16 protein-coding genes are annotated in these 19,533 nt (G+C 62.7%); 4 read left to right on the top strand and 12 right to left on the bottom strand.

Annotated features, from left to right (window positions below; genetic code table 11):
• Positions 1 to 46 precede the first annotated feature (46 nt).
• The 8 genes from FRF71_RS13305 to FRF71_RS13270 form a co-directional block, all read right to left on the bottom strand.
• A complete protein-coding gene (locus FRF71_RS13305) occupies positions 47 to 1,786 on the bottom strand; it encodes an FAD-binding protein (protein WP_147091108.1) in 1,740 nt (579 codons plus the stop codon).
• A gap of 145 nt (positions 1,787 to 1,931) precedes the next feature.
• Positions 1,932 to 3,155, bottom strand: a complete 1,224-nt coding sequence (locus FRF71_RS13300; RefSeq protein ID WP_147091107.1) for a cytochrome P450 — start codon at positions 3,153 to 3,155, stop codon at positions 1,932 to 1,934.
• Positions 3,156 to 3,187: 32 nt separating this feature from the next.
• Entirely contained in the window at positions 3,188 to 4,426 is a 1,239-nt protein-coding gene (locus tag FRF71_RS13295) for a cytochrome P450 (protein WP_147091106.1), read from the bottom strand.
• Between the two features lie 57 nt (positions 4,427 to 4,483).
• Entirely contained in the window at positions 4,484 to 5,065 is a 582-nt protein-coding gene (locus FRF71_RS13290; RefSeq protein WP_238339564.1) for a TetR/AcrR family transcriptional regulator, read from the bottom strand.
• A gap of 83 nt (positions 5,066 to 5,148) precedes the next feature.
• Positions 5,149 to 6,753: a GMC family oxidoreductase gene (locus FRF71_RS13285; RefSeq protein ID WP_147091104.1), complete on the bottom strand. Its 1,605-nt coding sequence runs from the start codon at positions 6,751 to 6,753 to the stop codon at positions 5,149 to 5,151.
• A 207-nt stretch (positions 6,754 to 6,960) separates the two neighbouring features.
• Positions 6,961 to 7,887, bottom strand: coding sequence for a cytochrome P450 (locus tag FRF71_RS13280; protein ID WP_147091103.1), 927 nt, complete (start codon positions 7,885 to 7,887; stop codon positions 6,961 to 6,963).
• On the bottom strand, positions 7,888 to 8,151 hold the full coding sequence (locus FRF71_RS13275) for a hypothetical protein (protein ID WP_147091102.1): 264 nt from the start codon (positions 8,149 to 8,151) through the stop codon (positions 7,888 to 7,890).
• 264 nt (positions 8,152 to 8,415) lie between these two features.
• Positions 8,416 to 9,642, bottom strand: coding sequence for a CaiB/BaiF CoA transferase family protein (locus FRF71_RS13270; protein ID WP_147091101.1), 1,227 nt, complete (start codon positions 9,640 to 9,642; stop codon positions 8,416 to 8,418).
• Between the two features lie 205 nt (positions 9,643 to 9,847).
• On the opposite strand from FRF71_RS13270, the gene FRF71_RS13265 reads away from it, so the two are divergent.
• The 4 genes from FRF71_RS13265 to FRF71_RS13250 all read left to right on the top strand — a co-directional run bounded on the left by FRF71_RS13265 (position 9,848) and on the right by FRF71_RS13250 (position 15,480).
• On the top strand, positions 9,848 to 11,932 hold the full coding sequence (locus FRF71_RS13265) for a 3-hydroxyacyl-CoA dehydrogenase NAD-binding domain-containing protein (protein WP_238339242.1): 2,085 nt from the start codon (positions 9,848 to 9,850) through the stop codon (positions 11,930 to 11,932).
• A complete protein-coding gene (locus FRF71_RS13260) occupies positions 11,929 to 13,584 on the top strand; it encodes an AMP-binding protein (protein ID WP_238339240.1) in 1,656 nt (551 codons plus the stop codon). Before FRF71_RS13265 ends, FRF71_RS13260 begins: the two co-directional genes overlap by 4 nt.
• 178 nt (positions 13,585 to 13,762) lie before the next feature.
• Positions 13,763 to 14,659, top strand: a complete 897-nt coding sequence (locus FRF71_RS13255) for an NmrA family NAD(P)-binding protein (protein ID WP_161597975.1) — start codon at positions 13,763 to 13,765, stop codon at positions 14,657 to 14,659.
• Between the two features lie 35 nt (positions 14,660 to 14,694).
• Positions 14,695 to 15,480, top strand: coding sequence for an enoyl-CoA hydratase/isomerase family protein (locus FRF71_RS13250; protein ID WP_147091098.1), 786 nt, complete (start codon positions 14,695 to 14,697; stop codon positions 15,478 to 15,480).
• A gap of 35 nt (positions 15,481 to 15,515) precedes the next feature.
• On the opposite strand, the gene FRF71_RS13245 is transcribed toward FRF71_RS13250, so the two are convergent.
• The 4 genes from FRF71_RS13245 to FRF71_RS13230 are packed head-to-tail and all read right to left on the bottom strand — an operon-like array spanning position 15,516 to position 19,410.
• Positions 15,516 to 16,613, bottom strand: coding sequence for an acyl-CoA dehydrogenase family protein (locus FRF71_RS13245; RefSeq protein ID WP_161597974.1), 1,098 nt, complete (start codon positions 16,611 to 16,613; stop codon positions 15,516 to 15,518).
• Positions 16,614 to 16,618: 5 nt separating this feature from the next.
• Complete coding sequence (locus FRF71_RS13240) at positions 16,619 to 17,776, bottom strand: acyl-CoA dehydrogenase family protein (RefSeq protein WP_147091096.1); 1,158 nt, start codon at positions 17,774 to 17,776, stop codon at positions 16,619 to 16,621.
• 13 nt (positions 17,777 to 17,789) lie between these two features.
• A complete protein-coding gene (locus FRF71_RS13235) occupies positions 17,790 to 18,575 on the bottom strand; it encodes an enoyl-CoA hydratase (protein ID WP_161597973.1) in 786 nt (261 codons plus the stop codon).
• Between the two features lie 37 nt (positions 18,576 to 18,612).
• Positions 18,613 to 19,410 carry an IclR family transcriptional regulator gene (locus FRF71_RS13230; RefSeq protein WP_161597972.1) on the bottom strand — a complete coding sequence of 266 codons (798 nt, stop codon included), beginning with the start codon at positions 19,408 to 19,410 and terminating at the stop codon, positions 18,613 to 18,615.
• Positions 19,411 to 19,533 lie beyond the last annotated feature (123 nt).

Below are 19,533 nucleotides of genomic sequence, written 5' to 3'. Positions count from 1 at the left end.
GCAGCGGCCGGTTGCCATGTGCAAGCTCAGGCCCGCCCGCCGCCATTCAGGCGATGATGCGTTCCAACTCGTTCGACCCTGTTGCGTGATGCGCGGCGATGAAGCCAAAGGTGAATGACGCGCCGATACTCGCCCCTGCCGCCGGGTAGCAACGACCGAAGACCGATGCTGTCGAGTTGCCGGTGGCGTAGAGGCCCGGAATTATCGATCCATCATCCTTGAGGACGCGCGCGTACTCGTCGGTGACAACGCCGCCCGCGGTGCCGACATCGCCAGGATAGATCGCGACGGCATAAAACGGTCCCTGCTCCACCTTGCCAAGACTGGGGTTCGGCTTGACCGTCGGATCGCCATGGAGCTTGTCGAAGCGGCGGCAGCCTCTGCCAAAATCCTCGTCCACCCCGGTATCGCAAAACCGATTGAACCGCTGTGCTTCGGCAACCAGTCCGTGCGGATCTATACCGCAGAGTTCCGCGAGTTCCTCGAGCGTATCGGCTTTCTTCATGTAGCCGCTGTCGAGCCAGGACCGCGGCGTCTTGCCGGGCGGCATCGCGCCCCAGGGGTATCGCTCGCGATGGCGCTTCTCGAAGATCACCCAGCAGGGTACCGCCCTGCCCCCTGTCTCGCGGTTGCGCTGGTATATCCGCTCGCCGATCTCCATGTAGGCACCGGCCTCGTCAGCGACGCGACGACCATTTTGGTCGACCATGATCGAGTGTGGCATGCTGAGGTCGAGGTGGTGCATGAACGGGAACACGCGCCCGTCCTTCCAAATCGCCCCTTCTGGCCACTCGCCGTTGGTGTTGCGCGAAGTAACGACCCACCAGGCGGTGTCGAGGCAATCGGTCGCTGCGCCAATGTCGATCATCGCCTGGACCATCTCGCCGGTGTCGCCCGGGTTCGCGCTAGTCCACTCATCGGTCGTCGGGCCGTCGGTCACCTTCTGTCGGAATGACTTGTTGCGCGAAAACCCGCCGACGTTAACGAGCACGCCCTGTCGGGCTCGAACCGGTATCGATTTCCCATCGCGCTCGATCATCACGCCCGTGACCTTACCGCCCTCGACGATCAATTGGCGCGCCGGACTGCCTAGCTGGATTTCAAGCCCTTCGCGGAGTGCGATCTGGAGCATTCGTCCCTGGATCGCCGAGCCGTTGCCAACCGTCTGCCTGCCTGTCAGCCGGTCACGAAGCATGAGCCAAGCCATGCGCAGCGCCTTTCGCTTGCCCGCCCAGGTCCGCTTCATCAGGAACAGCGTGGGATATTCCTCGGCGGGCATGGGCAGGGATGCCATTGGCGGGTAAATCGCCAGATGATCCTCCCACTGACCCAATTCACGAAGGTTCAAAGGTTCGGGCATGATCGAACGGCCCTGCGGCTCGCCGCCTGGCAGATTGTCGTAGTAGTCGGGCCAATCATCGCGCGGTCGACGGACTTTCAGGCCCTTGTCGCGCAGCCAGTCGAGCATCCGCGGTGCCGCCTTGAGGAACGCATCCCTTCGTTGAGGTGTAACTGCCGGCCCTGAATACGTGACGCAACTGTCAAAGTACTCGCGTGAGCGTTCGAAGCTGTCGGCAATCCCCGCCTCGCGCAGCAGGCTGTTGTTGGGGATCCACCAGACGCCACCCGAAAAACTGGTCGAACCGCCAAAGCGGGTCTCTTTCTCAAGGATAACCGCAGTCCTTCCCTGCTGCTTTGCTACAAGCGCAGCTGGTACCGAGCCTCCCCCCGATCCGACGATTACGAGATCGTATTCAGCTTCGAGTGGCGGATTGACGATCGCCATGGCAGGCCATTCTCCTTGCCCACCGGTCTTAGGCGGGACTTTGCGAGGGATTACGCTAACCGCACCATCGCCAATCACCAGTCCCTGGCTGCAGGTCGCCTCGGGTCATCGCGCCTGCGATGCTGGCCGCCCCGCCCCGACAGGGTCACGACCAGGCGAGCTCGAGCTTGAGGATGCCGTTTACCATGCCCGTCGCCATGACAGGTTTAGTCCCAGCCTTGATCCGGAACTCGGGAATGCGGCTCAGCCATTCTCTCAGGAAGATGCGCAGCTCACGGCGAGCCAGGCTAGCGCCGGGACAGGCATGGGGCCCGTTGCCAAAGGCGGCATGGATGCCCCCTTCCCGCGCAAAATCGACAGTCAGTGGATCCGGGTTGAGCCTGTCGTCGATGCCCACCAGAAGATTGGGAGGCAGCAACCGATCACCGGCCCGGAACCTCACGCCTTTGTACTCGAAATCATGGGTCACCACGCGTGCGGTGTTCGCCATACCATGCCGGCGGATCAGTTCCTCGATTGCACGTTTGAGAAAAGCATCGTCGTCGAGGCGTTCGACAATCTGGCGGCGCTGCACATCATGAGTCGCGAGATGGCGCGCGAAGAACGAGAGCATGCCCGCAACCGTGTCGAGCCCACCGAAGAGGACAAGCGCCGCATAGGAAATCGCTTCATCATGCGAGATGCGCTGACCGTTGATCTCGACGTTGACAATTTGCGTGAGAAGGTCGTCCCCCGGTGCTTCACGTCGCTCATTCACCCACTTTTGCAGATAGGCGCCCATAGCCACCATAGACTTGAAGCGCGTTTCGGCATTGCGGCCTCGTACCGAATCCTCTGCGATCGGCAGCAGGAAATTCTTGTCCTCGAGCGGCAGGTTCACCATGCGAAGGAACACGTGGATCGGCAGCACTTTGGCAAAGTTCTCGACGAACTCGCATTCGCCCAAGGGTAGGAGCCGCTCGATAGCCTCGACGGCAACGTCATGAACGCCCTGCTCGAGCTTTGCCACTGCCGCAGGTTGAAGCGCCTGCATGAGCGGCCGGCGATAATGCGCGTGCTGCGGAGGATCGATCTCGAGCGGTATTTGCCGCGGGGCCACCTCGGGCATCGGCGGCAGGGTGATGTGGCGATAGGAGAAGCGCTGGTGATCCTTCTGCATCACCAGGATGTCATCCGCCCGGGTTGCGACCCAATGGCCTCCGTTTCGGGGAGTCCAGAAGATATCCGGGCCTTGCACCTGAAACTGGCGGTAGGCGGTCTGAATGTCCTCGTCCGATCCGGGCAACTCGTAGAAATCAAAATCTACCACCAGGGCCTCAGGCACATGGTCAGGCCGCCGGGCAAGCGACGGCTCGATCGGCGTAGACATTGCGGGCCTCCCTCGTCTGCTGGTCCTGGACGTCAGGCGTCGAAAAGCACATGAATGTGGGCGGGCACCCGCATCATCATGCCTCGGATTTCCGGAGCTGGGCGCTGGGGATCGAGACGCAGCCCTGGCAGCTTGTCCAGCACAGCGTGGAGCGCACGCGTCATTTCCACCTTGGCCAAATGCTGACCGACGCAGATATGCGGTCCTCGCGAGAATGAAAAATGCGGACGCCGGTCGCGGAAGATATCGAAACGGTCGGGATCCTTGTAGACATCCGGGTCGCGGTTTGCGGCACCGGCGAGCACATCCAGAGACGCCCCCGCAGGGATATGAACCCCGCCCACGACCGTATCCTGGATCGCAACGCGAAGTTGGGACAGCACAGGTCCATCCCAGCGCAGCGCTTCTTCGATCGCGGCAGGTATAAGGCTACGATCGGCGCGGATCGCGGCCAACTGGTCCGGATTGCGCAGCAACGCGGTGAGCAGCACGCTGGTACCACGATAGGTGGTGTCGCCTGCCGCGTTCATCAGCTGGCGCAGGAACGAGACCAGGACGATTTCTGGCAAGTGCTCACCATCAACCTCGGTAGTGGCAAGGAGGCTGACCAGATCTTCGCCGGGCTCGGCCCGTCGTGCATCAATGAGCGCACGGAAATAGTGGCCGAGCTTGACACCCGCCTCCTGCGCCTGCGCCATATGGACATAATCGGTCTGGCCGATTGCCAGGCGCTGGAATGTATGGACGTCACTCGCTGGCAAGTCGAGTTGGTGGTAGATAACCTCGAACGGGTAGCGCTGCGTGAATTCTTCCACGAGGTCTGCCGAGCCGCGCGGAAGGAACCTGGCCATGAGGCCATCCACCACCGGATCGACTATGGTGGTGCCCCAGGTGCGCACGTACTGGGGTAGGAAGATCTTCTGGAATATTCGCCGCCACCGTCCATGCTCGGGATTGTCAAGCGTACTGATGCTGCCCATCCCAAACGTGGTGCCTAGCGTAGGCCGGTAGCCCGAGTTGGAGAAGCGCGATGCGTCGGTGAGGACCTCTTCCGCTTCGCTACTTCCCAGAACCGTGAATTTCGGCCCATCTCCGTAAAAGCAAGGGTACCCCATGTGCTCGCGGTACGACCCGGGGATGACTGCCCCCCCCGCACGCAAGGCGTGAATGCGCGGATAGGGATCGAGATCATCACCGAAGTTGACCTCGTCGGATGTGAACGGGTCGTACGCGGTGTCGTCGAATTCCTCGATCCGTAGTGGGGTTGTCATTTTCAGCCCATCCTCTCTTATACAGTGATCACTACATAAGTGCTGGGGGTCGCCGGGTCAATCGGACAGTACCGTTCCAGGGCCCGGATCGAGGGCACGTCCGACCATGCCCTCAAGCAGTGAAACAATCTGGTCGTTCGACGGAGCACCTTCGGGAAAGAGCCAGTCGCGCAGCAGGACCGAAGCAGCGAGCATTCCGAACGCCAACCTCAGCCCGAGTCCAACATCGAAAGACGGTACCTCGCCGCGGTCGGCATACTTCTGGAGTTGTTCGGCCGTGCCGGCGCGGAAAAACGAAACCAGCCCTTCGAACTGTGGCATGGAACCAGCCTCTTCCCGTGGCCCGCGCGCCGAAAGCAGCGCAGTAAACAGTGCACGGTTCTGCTCGATCAGATCATAGACCGCCGTAAAGATGAAGTGCTCGTCGGCACGCGGATCGGTGCTGGTCGGGCGCTGCGCAAGGAAGTCTTGGAGCAGGCGGTTGAACGGTTGCAGCACGACTTCATCGAAGAGAACTGCCTTGTTGCCATAGTAGCGAAACAGCAGAGTTTCTGACACATCGGCAACCCGCGCAATCTCGCGCGTGGTTGCGCCATGATAGCCAAGTTCGGCAAAGAGCCTTCGCGCGGCATCGTGGATGCGCTGGTTGACGTCGGCGCGCGACCGCCGCCGGCGACGAGCACCCTCGACGGCTTGTTGCGCAGACAGGCCTGGCGCGGCGCCTATCGGTTCCTCCCGTCAAGAATCAGCGAAGAGGCTCGCCAAGCCGACGCCATTATCGGACCATTGGTATTGGCCGAGACCATTGTCGGCATGATTGATCCATCCACCACTCTAAGTCCCGCGACCCCGCGCACGCGGAGCTTGTTGTCGAGTACCGCATCGGGGAAGTTGCCCATCCGGCAAGTGCCACAGGCATGGTAACCAGCCTGCCCGGCCGTGCGATAGGCGTACAGAATGTCTTCGTCGGTGCGCAGTGAACGGCTCGGCTCGCGTTCCCCTTCAATCATCGAGGCGATCGCCGGCTGCTGCATCCAATTGCGGATAAACCGATGCATCGCAATGGTCACGGCACAATCGTATGGATCGGAAAGATAGCCTGCTCGAATGCGCGCCGGAGCTAGCGGATTTCGAGAGGCAATGCGGACCGAGCCCTCACTGCGTGAACGCAACGGATAGCCGAACAGGGTGACACTATGCGTCCGATCCACGGCGAGTTGCCCGCTTTTGTCAGGCAAGGCGACTACGGGTGAAAAGAGGATCTCGATGTCGGGTGTGTCTGATTCCGCAAGCACGCGTGCGAAGGCACCCACAGTCCCGTAAGCGACCGCCATTGGCCCGGTCCGGGTCAGAAACCACCGCAGGCCGTTGGCGATCGCGCGCACACCGCGCAGCTGCAGATTATGACTCCATGGCACTGTCAGCCCATAGTGCATTCCGAACAGCCGATGCTCGAGCATGTGCTTGCCTACGCCCGGGCTATTGACCAGGACCGGGATACCGAGCGAGCCTAGATGCTCGTCCGCTCCGATGCCCGAGCGCTGAAGGATCTGCGGGGACATCAGTGCACCGGCGGAGAGGATCACCTCCCCATCTGCCTCGAAAGTCCGCGCCGGCGCCCCCTCGGTCGCGACTGTGACGACGCCGCTGGCCCGGGCGCCATCAAACAGGACCTTGTCAACCGCGACACCGGTCTCGACTCTGAGATTGGGGCGTCCAGCGGCGGCCTTGAGAAAGGTTTGTGCCGTGCTCTGTCGCCGCCCTTTGCGGATCGTGCGAGGAGCGTAGCCCACGCCTTCCTGTCGCGGCTGATTGAGGTCCTCGACCCGAGGCACACCCATCTGCTCACCCGCTTTGATGAACGCCTCGGTCAGCGGATTGCGCTCGCGTTCGATTGAAATGCCGAGCGGCCCACCGGTGCCGCGCACGCCATCATCACCAAGTTCGTGGTTTTCCATCGCGCGGAACGCCGCGCTCATCTCATCCCAGCCCCAGCCGTGCGCGCCGAGCGCCTCCCAGCCATCGTAGTCCTGCGGCTGGCCGCGGAAGTACATCATTCCGTTGATCGAGGACGAGCCGCCGAGCATCTTGCCGCGTAGCCATGTCTCGGACGGAATGTTGTCATGTGCCTCGGTCTGGAAGTACCACACGTGGCGCGGGTCGCCGTAGAGCTTGCCGACACCGCGAGGCATGTGGATGAACGGACTGTGGTCGGGCGGTCCAGCCTCGAGCAGCAGCACGCGGTTCGCGGGATCCGCGGAAAGCCGTTCAGCAAGCACGCAGCCCGCCGAACCCGCTCCGACAATGATGTAGTCCCAAGCGGACATCGGTTAAATGCTCTCCATGTGCCCTTGGCGGCGCTCACTCGGTCCTGGCAAAATGCGCGGTGACGACCTGGTCCTGAATTGCTCGACGCATCGCGTTGCTGATCCTGTCGGTCCGCTCTCTTCTTTCAAGACGCTTGGCCTTAGCCCACACGGTTGACTGCTCGCGTCTCCTGCATCGCCTCGCTCACAACACAAGCCCATTGCGGGTCAGTTCCACGCGGCGGGAAAATGCCGCACGATCCAGAAGTTGATTGCATCGAAGTACTGGATGGGTCCCGTCAAACGCAGATTCGGCAGTCTCTCGATCAAGATACGCAGCGCGATTCTTGCTTCCATCCGGGCGGTCCAGGCGCCGGGACAGAAATGCGCACCGCTGCCGAATGCGATGTGCCGCTCATCCTTGCGGTCAAGCCGGAATATGTCAGGGTCGCTGAAATGGGCCGGATCGCGGTTGGCACTGAGAACCGAAAACAGCACTCGGGAGCCTTCAGGAATTGTCTCGCCTGCTATGGTAACCTGACGCGGGGTGCCGCGGAACATCCCCATGGCTGGCGGCTCGAGACGCAGCGATTCTTCGATAGCTACATCGATCAGCGCGGGATCAGCCTTTACCTGCTGCCAAAGTGGTGGCTGCTCGAGCAGGCGATACAGGGTATTGAGCATAAGCGCGCCGGTCGTATCCACCCCACCGACAAAGAAGCCGCGGATGGTGCGGCGCAGTTCGTCATTGGTGAGGTAGCGCCCGCGATAAGGCGTCGTCATCAGGACCGACGTGAGGCTGTCGTCGAGAACAGTGCCGACATGGGTCGATGCGGGCTCGTCGACTCCGGCTTCGCGCAATTTCTGGCGCTTGAGCTCAAACTGCTCATCGAAAAAGGCGTACATCTCGGCGATGACGCGTTGCTGCGCCCCAGGATCGCGGATCATTGCGTCGAGGAAAGAATCAGTCCAACGCCGGTACATCTCGACCGGCTCCTCCGGGAAACCGATTGCCCGTGCGGCAACCTTTGCCGGCACGGGTTTCCCAAACAGATGCTGGAGGTCGCCCGAGCCGAACGCCTCGAAGGAGTCGATCGCCTCATGGGCAATGCGCGCGCAGTCCCCGGCCCAGCGCTTGACTCCAGCTGGTGACATTTAGGCGTTGTAGAGGCGCCTGAACGCATGGAAGTCTGGCGGATCCTGATTCAGCGCAACACCGCGCTCCATCGGCGCTAGCTGACTGCCCCACTCCTTTGAAAAGTGTGCGTGATCTTCCAGCACTTCCTTTACGATGTCGAAGCCCGCCGCAAGATAGAAGCCGCCATCGGCGGAAAGCGAGACGCCGTAGTTGCGCAGCTGGCTGTGAAACGCCGGGCGGTCGGCAAGCGCTTCCGGGGCGTTCGGGTCGACTTTCTGCATAAGGCAATCTTTGTCGCAACCAAGCCCGCAGCGATCTTCCGAAGCAATGCGTGCGTGCGATCCATCACATGGCTGATGGACTTTACCCTGACCGGGACCGACCGAAGGCCAAGATTACTTATTTCGGCTTTTTGCAGCCTGGCGGACAGATCGGCGATCACCGCGAGATCGGCCGTCAGGAGCGGTCCGCCCAACTGGTGCAGAGCCTGCGCCTTGTTGCGCGATGTACCGGGTGAGCAGCCGCGAAAATACGTCGAAGGCTTGTTAAAGCACCCCCGCTGCGCGAAGCCGCTCGATCGCCGCGTGGTCGTAGCCCAGCACTTCACGAAGTACCGCCTCGTTGTCTTGGCCAAGCATCGGCGGTGCGCTGGCGGAACCGATTGGCGTTGCCGACATACGGATCGGATTTCGCAGCACAGGCACGACTCCAGCGACACTATGCTGGACATGGTCGAGCATGCCGCGATGGCGCACCTGCGGGTTATCGAACACCATAGCCACGTCGTTGACGAGGCTGGCGGGAACGTCAGCCACCTCAAGCGCGGCAAGCCAGTCCGCCGCAGGTCGGCTGGAGAACAGGCGATCGAGAATGGCAAGCAGCGCGTCGCGATTCTCGATACGGCGCTGCACCTGGTCGAAACGCGGGTCGCACGCCACCGCCGGCTCGCCGAGGACGGTCATCAGCCCGCCGAACTGCTTGTTGGTACTGGCCACGACGAAGATGTCGCGATCCGCGCAGCGGAACGTCTGTGAGGGGATGCCCCCAAAGCCGCCGTTGCCGCGCCGTTCGGGGACCACTCCGGAGATCAGATAATTCTGGACGTAGTGCGAGAGCGACGCGAGTCCGCAGTCGAGCAGCGCCATATCGATGAACTGGCCTTGCCCCGTCCGATCGCGGTGGCGTAGGGCCGCGAGGATCGCATTGCTCGCGTATAGTCCAGTGAGAATGTCGACCATCGACACGCCGACCTTCATCGGCCCACCGCCGGGGACCCCGTCGGGCAGGCCCGACACGCTCATCATCCCGCACATCGCCTGAAAGACACCGTCATAGCCAGGACGGGCCGCATACGGCCCATCCTGGCCGAAGCCGGTGATCGAGCAATACACAAGCCGAGGGTTGATGGACTTCAAGCTGTCGAAGTCGAGACCATACTTGGCGAGCACGCCAGTGCGGAAGTTTTCGATCACCACGTCGCACTTCGCCGCCAATTCCCGCAGCAGCGCGGCGCCTTCTGGCTTTGCGTGGTCAACCGTAATGCCGCGCTTGTTGCGGTTGCAGCTCAGATAGAAGCCAGCGTCGCGAGTGTCCTCGCCATCCTCGTCTTTGAGGAATGGGGGGCCGTAAGAACGGCTGTCATCCCCTGCACCCGGCCGCTCGACCTTGATCACTTCGGCGCCGAGATCCGCCAGAAGTTGCGCGCAGTAAGGTGCTGCGAGAATTCGGCTCAGATCTAGTACCCGGACACCCTGCAATGCTTCCGATGGCATCGATCCAGCCCCTGCAGCCCCATTCGCTGGTCCCGCATTCACCGTCTTTGCCGCGTGAGGACAATCTTGCCGTCCGGCACATCATATTAGCGATATATCACTTTCGCACACGGGGCGCCCTCGCCTTCGCGCGCCTCTGTTGCCAAAGCAGCCACTCAAGCGAGCAAGCCGGGTGCTGGCCGCAGGATCACGATCGGAGATGGCAATGAGCACGGTGGGTTACGAGATCGACGGCGAGGTTGCAGTCCTGACAGTCGAATACCCGCCGGTCAACGCACTCAGCGCCGCAGTGCGCACCGGGCTCGGTGAGGCGCTCGAGCGGGCCCGCAGTGATGCGGCGGTGCGTGCAGTGGTGATCCTCGGCGGGGGCAAGACGTTCATTGCCGGTGCCGACATCACAGAGTTCGGAACCGACAAGAGCAAAGTGAAGCCGAGCCTGCAGGACATCCAGACGGTGCTGGAAGGCTTCCCCAAGCTCACCATCGCAGCAATCCACGGCACTGCGCTCGGCGGTGGGCTGGAACTGGCGCTGACCTGCCACGCGCGTGTCGCCGTTCCCGCCGCGAGGGTCGGACTACCCGAAGTCAATCTCGGCCTCCTGCCGGGCGCCGGGGGCACACAGCGGCTTCCGCGTCTGACCGGTGTGGAGGTGGGCATCGACCTGATCACTTCGGGCAAACACATCCCTTCGCAGCAGGCGCTGGCGCTCGGGGTCATCGACGCGATCGTCGATGACGTACGCAGCGGCGCCGTTGCCTACGCGCGGGAGGCACTGGCCAAGGGCATCAGTTTTGTCCCGGTGATCGAACGCAACGATAAGGTGACAGGCATTGACGCCGCCGTGTTCGCCGCCGCACGCAAGCAAGTCGGTGCCAAGGCGCGTGGCAAAATTGCGCCGATGGTCATCATCGACTGCATCGAGGCCGCCTGCACCCGTTCTGCAGCAGAGGGGCTCGTCTACGAGAAGGAGCGGTTCCAGGAGCTCTTCGCCAGCGACCAGCGCGCCGCGCTGATGCACTACTTCTTCGCCGAGCGGCAGGCGCGCAAGATCCCCGGCATCCCGGCGGACGTGAAGCCTAAGCCGATCCAGTCCTGCGCGATCATCGGCGCCGGTACGATGGGCGGAGGCATCGCTATGACCTTCGCCAATGCAGGCATACCGGTCACCCTGCTGGACCTCGACCAGGCATCGCTTGATCGCGGGCTCGGCGTGGTACGCAATAACTACGGGATCTCGGTTTCGCGCGGATCGATCAGCCAGGAGAAGATGGACAGCGCACTGGCGCTGATCACGCCGACGCTTGCCTACGACGACCTTGCGACATGCGACATCGTCATCGAGGCGGCGCTCGAGCGAATGGACATCAAGAAGGAAATCTTCTTCCGGCTCGATGGTCTGATGAAGCCGGGTGCGATACTCGCCAGCAACACCAGTTACCTCTCGATCGACGAGATCGCGAGCGTCACGAGTCGTCCCGGCGACGTCGTCGGTTGTCACTTCTTCTCGCCCGCCAACGTCATGAAGCTGCTAGAGAACGTGCGGAGCGCGTCGACCTCGGACGAGACGATCATCACCGTCATGGAGATGGGCAAAATGATCGGAAAGGTGCCCGTCCTCGCGCGCAATGCGGACGGCTTCATCGGCAATCGCATGCTGCAGTACTACACCGGCGAGGCGGAATTCCTCCTGGAACAGGGAGCTACGCCAGAACAGATCGATCGCGTAGCAACGCGTTTCGGCATGGCAATGGGGCCGATGTCGATGCGCGACATGGCCGGCATGGACATGGCCGTCGTATCGCGGAAGGGTCGCGCGGCGAGCATCCCCGCGGGTGAGCGCGTGTCGCCGATCGTTGAGCGGCTGGTCGAGGCCGGTCGCTACGGACAAAAGACTGCCAAGGGCTTCTATCGCTACGAGGGCCGCGAGAAGTTCTCCGATCCCGAAGCTATCGCGATCATCGAAAGCGTGTCGAAGGAGTTCGGGATCACGCGCCGCGAATTCACGGATGACGAGGTTGAGGCGCGGCTCTTCGCGCCGCTGGTGAACGAAGGCGCCAAGGAGATCGAGGACGGCACCGCCATCCGGGCGAGCGATATCGACGTGGCTTGGGTGAACGGCTACGGTTTCCCTGTTCATCGCGGCGGCCCGATGTTCTGGGGCGAGAAATACGGGCTGGACCGGATCTACCAGATGGCGCTCGATGCAGCTGAACGGAACGGTCCGCGCTGGGCTCCGGGCAAGCTGCTCGAAAGGTTGGCAAAGGAAGGCAAGGGCTGGGACGCGGCGTGAGCAAGGACGGGATGGCGGCTGGCGCGGCGATCGACTGGGACGAGACCAGGTTCGATCCGCTCGACGGTCCGTCGACTATCCCCGAGCAACTCGCTGAATCGGCGCGGATTCATAGTGGTCGCCTCTTCCTCGTCGGCGAGGACGGACGAAGCCTGACATTTGCCGAAACCGAAACCTCAGCGCGCCGCATGGCGCGTGCCTTCATTGCGGCGGGGATCAAAGCAGGTGACCGCGTTGCCATCTGGGCGCCGAACAGCATCGAGTGGGTGATAGCCACGCTTGGCCTGCAGTTGGCGGGTGGCGTGCTGGTCCCGCTCAATACCCGGTTCAAGGGCGCGGAAGCCGCCTATATCCTCGAACGCAGTCGGGCTACAATGCTCTGCACCGTGGGAAGCTTCCTTGGCATTCAGTACGTCGACTTGCTCGCTGAGGCGCGCGGCGGGCCGACCGAAGACCAGCCGATCAGTGGACTGCGCCATTTGCGTGAGATCGTCCTGCTCGATCCCGAACCTCTGGCCGACTTCGTGGCCCGTGCCGATGCCGTGAGCGAAGCTGCACTCGACGGGCGGATCGCTGCGATCAGGCCAGACAGCCTTTGCGACATTCTCTACACCTCGGGCACCACTGGAAATCCCAAGGGCGCGATGTTCTGCCACCGTCAGGCGCTCGCAGTCTTGCGCAGCTACAATTTCGTGAACCGCACCCGGCCCGGCGACCGGATGGCTATCGTGAACCCGTTCTTCCACAGTTATGGGTATCGCGCGGGCTGGGTTGCCTGCCTCGTGGACGGGATGACGGCTTTTCCGGTCGCTCAACTTGACGCCGAGCACCTTGGAGAATTGATCGAGCGCGAACGTATCACTGTGTTGCCCGGCCCCCCTGCCCTCTTCCAGACCCTCGTGGACCGACCGAGCGGCCATGACATCTCCTCCCTCAGGATCGGTACGACCGGGTCGGCCAGCTTGCCTATCGCGCTGATGCAGGCATGTCGCGAGACGCTTGGTCTTGAAGTGCTGCTGACGAGCTACGGACTCACCGAAAATACCGCCATGGGGACGAGTTGCCGCGTGGGCGACAGCGCCGAAATACTGGCGACGACCGTCGGACGGCCGTTTCCCGGTTTCGAGATGCGCCTTGCCGGCCCGGATGGAGCGCCCGTGCCTCCCGGTGAGCCCGGCGAGGTCTGCTTTCGGGGTTTCAGTGTAATGCAGGGCTATTTCGAAGACCCCGACGCCACCGCTCAGACAATTGATGCAGATGGCTGGCTGCATACGGGTGACGTCGGCGTGCTAGACTCGCGCGGCTACCTGCGGATCGTTGACCGGCTCAAGGACATCGTGATCGTCGGGGGCTTCAATGTCTATCCAGCTGAAGTCGAAACAATGCTGCGCAGCGCACCGGGCGTGGCGGATGTGGCCGTGGTGGGCATGCCGGATCACCGCCTCGGTGAGGTCGCAGTGGCCTTCGTGGTACCCTCTCCAGGCGGCGCGCCGGACGAGGCCCTGCTCACCGCGTGGGCCCGAGCGAACATGGCCAATTTTAAGGTACCTCGAAGGTTTGTAATGATCGATGCGCTTCCACGCACACCCCTCGGCAAGGTCCGCCGCGTCGAGTTGAGAGAGCGGGCGGCAGTTCTTGACACGGCCCGCTGATCGCCTTCGCCCGGCCGTCTAATCGCAAGCATGATCAGAACCCGCCAATGCTGTGCCTGCAGACAGCCCGTCGCGTTAGTCTGCATGTAATGGGCCGGCGAAGCGCCGCCGACCATAGGCCGCCCACCAGCTGATCCACCAAGAGGAACGTACCTTGCCCATCACTGGACCAATTCTCGTGACTGGCGCCACCGGCACGCAAGGCGGCGCGACCATCGACGCGCTGCTGGATGCTGGAATGCCAGTCCGCGCACTGGTGCGCGATCCCGCCTCGGCGGCTGCGCGCAAGCTCTCGGAGCGCGGGGTGACGCTCTGTGCTGGCGATTTCGATGATACGGTCCTGCTCGACAAGGCGGTCGAAGGTGTCTTCGGCGTCTTCTCGATGCAGCTTACGCCGCTGCCCGGTGACCCTGACTCCGAAGTCAGGACCGGTCGTAAGCTGATCGAGGCGGCACGGCGCGCCGGTGTGGTTCAATTTGTTCATACCTCGGTTGCTCGCGCAGGTGACCAGGCGAGCTTCGCGGGGTGGAGCGAAGGGCGCTGGACAAAGGGGTACTGGGACAGCAAATCCGCCGTGAACAGCCTGGTACGCGTCGCCGGCTTTGACCATTGGACGGTGCTGAAGCCGGCGTTCATGATGGAAAATTTCATTCCTCCCAAGGCGGTATGGATGTTCCCGCTGCTAGCCAGTGGTTTACTGGGCACGGCAATGACCAAGGGCGTGCCGCTCGATCTGATCAGCGCCGCGGATGTCGGGCGCTTCGCCGCAGCCGCTTTCATGGATCCATCCCGGTTCGACCGGCAGGAGATCGATCTCGCTGCCGAGACACTCGATATGGATTCCTTGGCCGCCGTGATCGCCGACGCAACGGGTAAGCCGGTGCAGGCCCGCTACCTGACCGAGGTGGAAGCAATCGACACCGGACACCACGCCGGGCTGGTCAGCAGCCAGCAATGGGCCAGCATTGAGGGCTACAAGGTGGATCTCGCCCGAGCGGCCTCATTCGGCATCAGGCTCGAAACCTTCGCTGCATGGGCGCAGCAGCACCGCGACGACTTCGTCGTGAACGTCTGACGTCGATGCTAGCCAAGCCGGGGAACGCCTGAAGTATGACCGAGCTCGTTGGCGACGACCTGCTGATCGAGGATCGCGGCCCGATCCGCATCCTGACCCTAGACCGGCCGGAGGATCGCAATCCCGCCTCGACCGCGCTGCTGTTCAGGCTGACCCGGATCGCGCGCGAGCTTGCCGAGGACGGGAGGGTCCGCGCGGTGATTCTGACAGGCGCGGGCAGGGCGTTCAGCGCTGGCGGCGATTTCCTGCACTTCGTGGCCACCGCGAACGATCCGGCAGTCGCCCGCGAAACAATCGCCAACGGGCGGGATTTCATTACCGCCATGCTCGATGTTCCCGTACCGGTCATCGCCGCAGTGAACGGCGCTGCAGTGGGATTCGGTGCGACGCTGCTGGCGCTTTCGGATATCGTGATCATGGCCGAGAACGCCTTCATCATCGAACCCCACGTCAATGTCGGGCTGGTGATCGGCGACGGCATTTCCATTACCTGGCCGTTCCTCGCATCGCTGCACAAGGCCAAGGAACTCGCCTTCACCGGGGACCGACTGCTGGCGGCGGATGCTGTGGCCTGCGGTCTCGCCAACAAGGTGGTGCCCCCAGGCGAGCACCTCAACGAAGCACTTGCGATGGCCGAGCGCATCGTCGCGCACCCGCGTAGCGCATTGGCAGGCTCCAAGAGGCTGTTCAACATGTATGCCAAGGGCATGGTCGATACGGTGCTGAAAGCGCAGATGGACCTGCAGTTCGCCCAGACCCAGGGGCCCGATCACGGACGTATCGTGCAATCCATGATCGATGGGCAGAACCGGAACAGATGAGACGCCAACCCCGAGTCTAACCCCGTTGCGCCGCTTCAGGCAGCGCCGAAATGAGGCACCGCGCCGGTAAAGCCGCCAAGCGCCGCGAGCCGGCCAAGCTGGCTCTCGGTATCGCCCAGGATCATGCCGATTGCGGTGAGCCGGCGGAAGTAGTGGCTGATCGCGTGCTCCTCGCTGACGCCGATCCCGCCGTGGAGTTGCACCGCGTTCTGGGCTACGAACCGGCCGGCCTTTCCGATCACCGCCTTGACCGCAGCATGCCCGGCGGCACGTGCATGCTCGTCCGACTCATCGGCGAGCAAGGCCGCGTACATCGCGGCGGAGCGCGCCTGCTCTACCTCGACCAGCATCTCGGCCGCACGGTGCTGCAGGGCCTGGTTGGTGCCGATTGCCTTGCCGAACTGTTCGCGGGTCTTGAGGTAGTCGACCGTGAGATCGAGCGCGGCCTGCATGGCACCGGTCGCTTCGGCTGCAAGCCAGGCGATCCCGGCCTCGAGCACGCGGTTGATCCGGCCTTTGCCGGCAAGCCGGTCTGAACCAGCCACTCTTACCCGGGAAAGATGCAGGTCAGCCGCGCAGCCACCACCATGCAGCTGATAGCCGCGCCTTGTCAGTCCGTTGACTGATGGTGGAACGGCGAAGAGATCATCTCCGGCCAGTATCAACAGCAAGTCGGCGCTGTAGCCGCCCAGGACCATGCGGGCCTCGCCGTCGAGCAGCCAGTCCTCGCCTTCGCTCCGGGCCAGGATCGAGCCTGAATCGGCAAATGCCGCGATCGTCTCTCCGGACAGGATGCCAGGTAGCCAGCGCTCCGCCTGGGCCGCCGTCGCGCATTCGCGGATTGCGTTGCCGGCAAGCACGATCGAGGAAAGATATGGTTCGACAACAAGGCCACGGCCGAACGCTTCGCCCACGATCATCGTTTCGACGCCGCCGAGGCCCAGACCCCCCTGCTCCTGCGAAAACGGCAACATGGTCAATCCCAAGTCCGTGATCGCGCTCCACATCACAGGTGACCAGCCGCGAGGCTCGCGCATGGCCGCCCGCCGTGCATCAAGGTCGTAGCGTTCGGCTATCAACCGCTGGACGCTGTCCTGCAGCATGCGCTGGTCGTCGGAAAGCTCGAGGTCCATCGCGGTCAGACCCCCAGCTGCGACTTGGCGAGGATACCCTTTTGCACCTCGCTTGAGCCGCCATAGATCGAGGCGGCTCGAAGAATTCCGTAATTGGGCATGATCGTGCCAAGCCATTCGGATCCGTCTTGATCGAACGGTGCATCGTCATGGCGCACCTCAAGCGCCGCAGGTCCCGCGGCGGCGAGCAGCAACTCCGAGGCGGCCTGGCGTAGCTCGACCCCCTTCAGCTTGAGGATCGAAGATCGTGGATCGGCGGCATCGGAGCGGCGTTGCCCATCGAGAATGCGAAGCTGCGTGATCTCGAGGATCTTCAGCTCGGCCTCGATGGCAGCGGCCTTGAGGAGCACGGAACGATTGTCGCCCGCGAGCCGCTTGATCCGCCGGATCAGATGTTTGGTCATTCCGATCCGCGCAATCCCGGTTCGCTCGTTCGACAGCAGGAACTTGGCTACGTCCCAGCCCGCGTTCTCTGCGCCGACCAGGCAGTCAACCGGGACGCGTACCTCGTCGAGGAAAACCTCGTTCACCTCGTGGCGCTGATCGAGGGTAATGATCGGGCGGATCGTCACGCCAGGCAGCCGGAGGTCGAGGAGCAGGAACGAGATGCCCATCTGCTTCTTCGGCGCCTGCGGGTCGGTCCGCACGAGCGTGAACATCCAGTCCGCATGGTGCGCCATGCCCTGCCAGATCTTGTGGCCATTGACGACGAAGTGGTCTCCCTCACGCCGGGCGGAGGTGCGCAAGGCAGCAAGATCGGATCCTGCGCCCGGCTCGGAAAAGCCCTGCGCCCACCAGATGTCCAGGTTGGCTGTGGCGGCGAGGAAACGTGCCTGTTGCTCAGGCGTGCCGTAGCGGATCAGCACAGGACCGATCATCGAGACATTGAACGAGACCGGTTCGGGCGCCGGAGCCTGGTGCAGTTCGTCGAGGAAAATGTAGCGCTCCACCGGCGTAAAGCCGGGCCCGCTGTGGCTCTGTGGCCAGGAAGGCGTCGCCCAGCCCCGCGCATTGAGTGTGCGCTGCCAGGCAACGATTTCGTCCTTTTCCGGAATCCGGCCTTCGATCATCTTGCGATGCGTGACCGGATTGAGATTGTCGCGGATGAACGCCCGCACCTCGCGGCGGAACGCCTCTTCCTCCGCAGTGAACCGCAGGTCCATCGTTGGCTCCGAACTACTTGCCGGTGAAGACCGGCTTGCGCTTTTCGGCAAAGGCGCGAACGCCTTCCTTGTAGTCGTCCGAAGCGTAGCAGATCTGGAATAGCTCCTCGCAGCGATCTGTGTCGCGGCTGGCTTCATCCTGCGCGTAGGTCCACAGCGTGAACTTGATGTCCTCGGCAGTGAGCGGCGCGCCGATCGAAATGTTGCGAACCGTCTTGTCGATCCAGGGCTGAAACTCCTCATTCGGCAGCACGCGGCCGACGAGACCCTTGGAAAAGGCTTCCTGCGCGTCAAAGCGCAGCCCGCCGAGCAGCATATCCTTCGAGGCACCATAGCCGATGATGTCGACCATGCGGCGCAGCGAAGAATAGCGATACCCGATGCCGATGTTCATCGCCGGCTGGCCGAAGCTCGACTGGGCTGAACAATACCTCAGGTCGCACACAAGCGCGACCGACACGCCGCCGCCAATGCAATATCCATCGATCGCAGCGATGGTTACCTTCTTTGAGCGGTAGATCGCCTGAAGCGCGTCCTCTCCGGTCTTCGCGTAGCGCTCCTGCGAGGCCTTGTCGCCGCGCTCGTCTTCGTATTTGCCGACATCGGCGCCGGCAACGAAGGCCTTGCCGCCCGCGCCGGAGAACACCACCACGCGCACCTCGTCGTCGGCCTCGAACGCCGCCATTGCGTCGCCCATGCCCTTCCACATCTCGAGGCAGATGGCGTTCATCTTCTCGGGCTTGTTGAACACGACGTGGCCGATTGCGCCATCTTTGCGCGTGAGAATGTACTGTGTCACGAAAACCCTCTCTGTCTTGGAATGCGACTGAATCCGCTCAGTGCATAGCCACCAGCGCGGGTCGCTCGACCTGCCGCAGGTCCTGGCCGGAATGGGGCGAGAAGCATTGGGCGATCGCGCCGCGGAGGGTCTGCACCAGTTGGCCGCTATTCGCCGCGATGCGTCCGACCGGGCCGGCAATGCCGATTGCTAGTTGTTCCTCACCTGGGCGCTCCGGAAGCAAGACAGCGACCGAAGCGCGACCGTCACCCAGGTCACCGGTGGCGTAGCCCTGGCGGCTGGCCGTGTTCAACTGCGGCTCAAGATGGCTGTAGCGCATGTGCAGGGCAGGATCGCTCTCTGCATTAAGCCGATGCACCAGTTTGCGCACGTTCTCGCGGTACATCATCGAGAGCAGCGCCACGCCGAAAGGCGAATGCAGCGGGTGATGTTCAGTACCCGAACCGAGGGTTTCCGGCAGCCCCTCGCCCACAACATGGACGTGCTTCACATCGACCCCGATCAAGGAAGCAAGAATGACTGCTTCCCCGGTAACCTCATGCAGGCTGTCCATCATCGGTAAGAGACGGCCCTGGCGGAACAAGTCGGGCTGGACCCAGGCGCCCAGCAGTGCGACGCGTGCGGTGGGCCGGAAGGTACGCTCTGTCCGGTCGCGATAGAGGTAGCCTCGGCGCACAAGCGAGCCAAGCAGCTCCGAAGTACTCGACTGTGGTACGTTCAGCGCACGAGCGACGTCCATCACAGTGACCGATTTCCTATCGCCCGAGAACATCTCGAAGATCTCCAGCACCCGGTCGGCGGATTTGATCTTCTTTTCGCGCATGACGGTGGCCATGGTCCACTCTCCCTTGCCGAACATGACTTTGCCTGCCGCTTGTCATGTCATGTTATGATGTCATGATATGCTGACAACAAGCTTCCTGGCAAGAGAAACTTCGCATCCGCGATCTTGCCGCCA

This window comes from Novosphingobium ginsenosidimutans (assembly GCF_007954425.1).
GTDB lineage: Bacteria > Pseudomonadota > Alphaproteobacteria > Sphingomonadales > Sphingomonadaceae > Novosphingobium > Novosphingobium ginsenosidimutans.
Note: the sequence above shows the minus strand (reverse complement) of the source record. Positions and strands in the feature narration are given on the sequence as shown.

Bases quoted from the DNA above. Each gene is read 5' to 3' on its own strand.
- FRF71_RS13280 (WP_147091103.1), bottom strand. From the start codon at position 7,887: ATGTCACCAGCTGGAGTCAAGCGCTGGGCCGGGGACTGCGCGCGCATT.
- FRF71_RS13230 (WP_161597972.1), bottom strand. From the start codon at position 19,410: ATGGCCACCGTCATGCGCGAAAAGAAGATCAAATCCGCCGACCGGGTG.
- FRF71_RS13295 (WP_147091106.1), bottom strand. From the start codon at position 4,426: ATGACAACCCCACTACGGATCGAGGAATTCGACGACACCGCGTACGAC.
- FRF71_RS13300 (WP_147091107.1), bottom strand. From the start codon at position 3,155: ATGTCTACGCCGATCGAGCCGTCGCTTGCCCGGCGGCCTGACCATGTG.
- FRF71_RS13245 (WP_161597974.1), bottom strand. From the start codon at position 16,613: ATGGACCTCGAGCTTTCCGACGACCAGCGCATGCTGCAGGACAGCGTC.
- FRF71_RS13250 (WP_147091098.1), top strand. From the start codon at position 14,695: ATGACCGAGCTCGTTGGCGACGACCTGCTGATCGAGGATCGCGGCCCG.
- FRF71_RS13275 (WP_147091102.1), bottom strand. From the start codon at position 8,151: ATGCAGAAAGTCGACCCGAACGCCCCGGAAGCGCTTGCCGACCGCCCG.
- FRF71_RS13270 (WP_147091101.1), bottom strand. From the start codon at position 9,642: ATGCCATCGGAAGCATTGCAGGGTGTCCGGGTACTAGATCTGAGCCGA.
- FRF71_RS13285 (WP_147091104.1), bottom strand. From the start codon at position 6,753: ATGTCCGCTTGGGACTACATCATTGTCGGAGCGGGTTCGGCGGGCTGC.
- FRF71_RS13240 (WP_147091096.1), bottom strand. From the start codon at position 17,776: ATGGACCTGCGGTTCACTGCGGAGGAAGAGGCGTTCCGCCGCGAGGTG.
- FRF71_RS13265 (WP_238339242.1), top strand. From the start codon at position 9,848: ATGAGCACGGTGGGTTACGAGATCGACGGCGAGGTTGCAGTCCTGACA.
- FRF71_RS13305 (WP_147091108.1), bottom strand. From the start codon at position 1,786: ATGGCGATCGTCAATCCGCCACTCGAAGCTGAATACGATCTCGTAATC.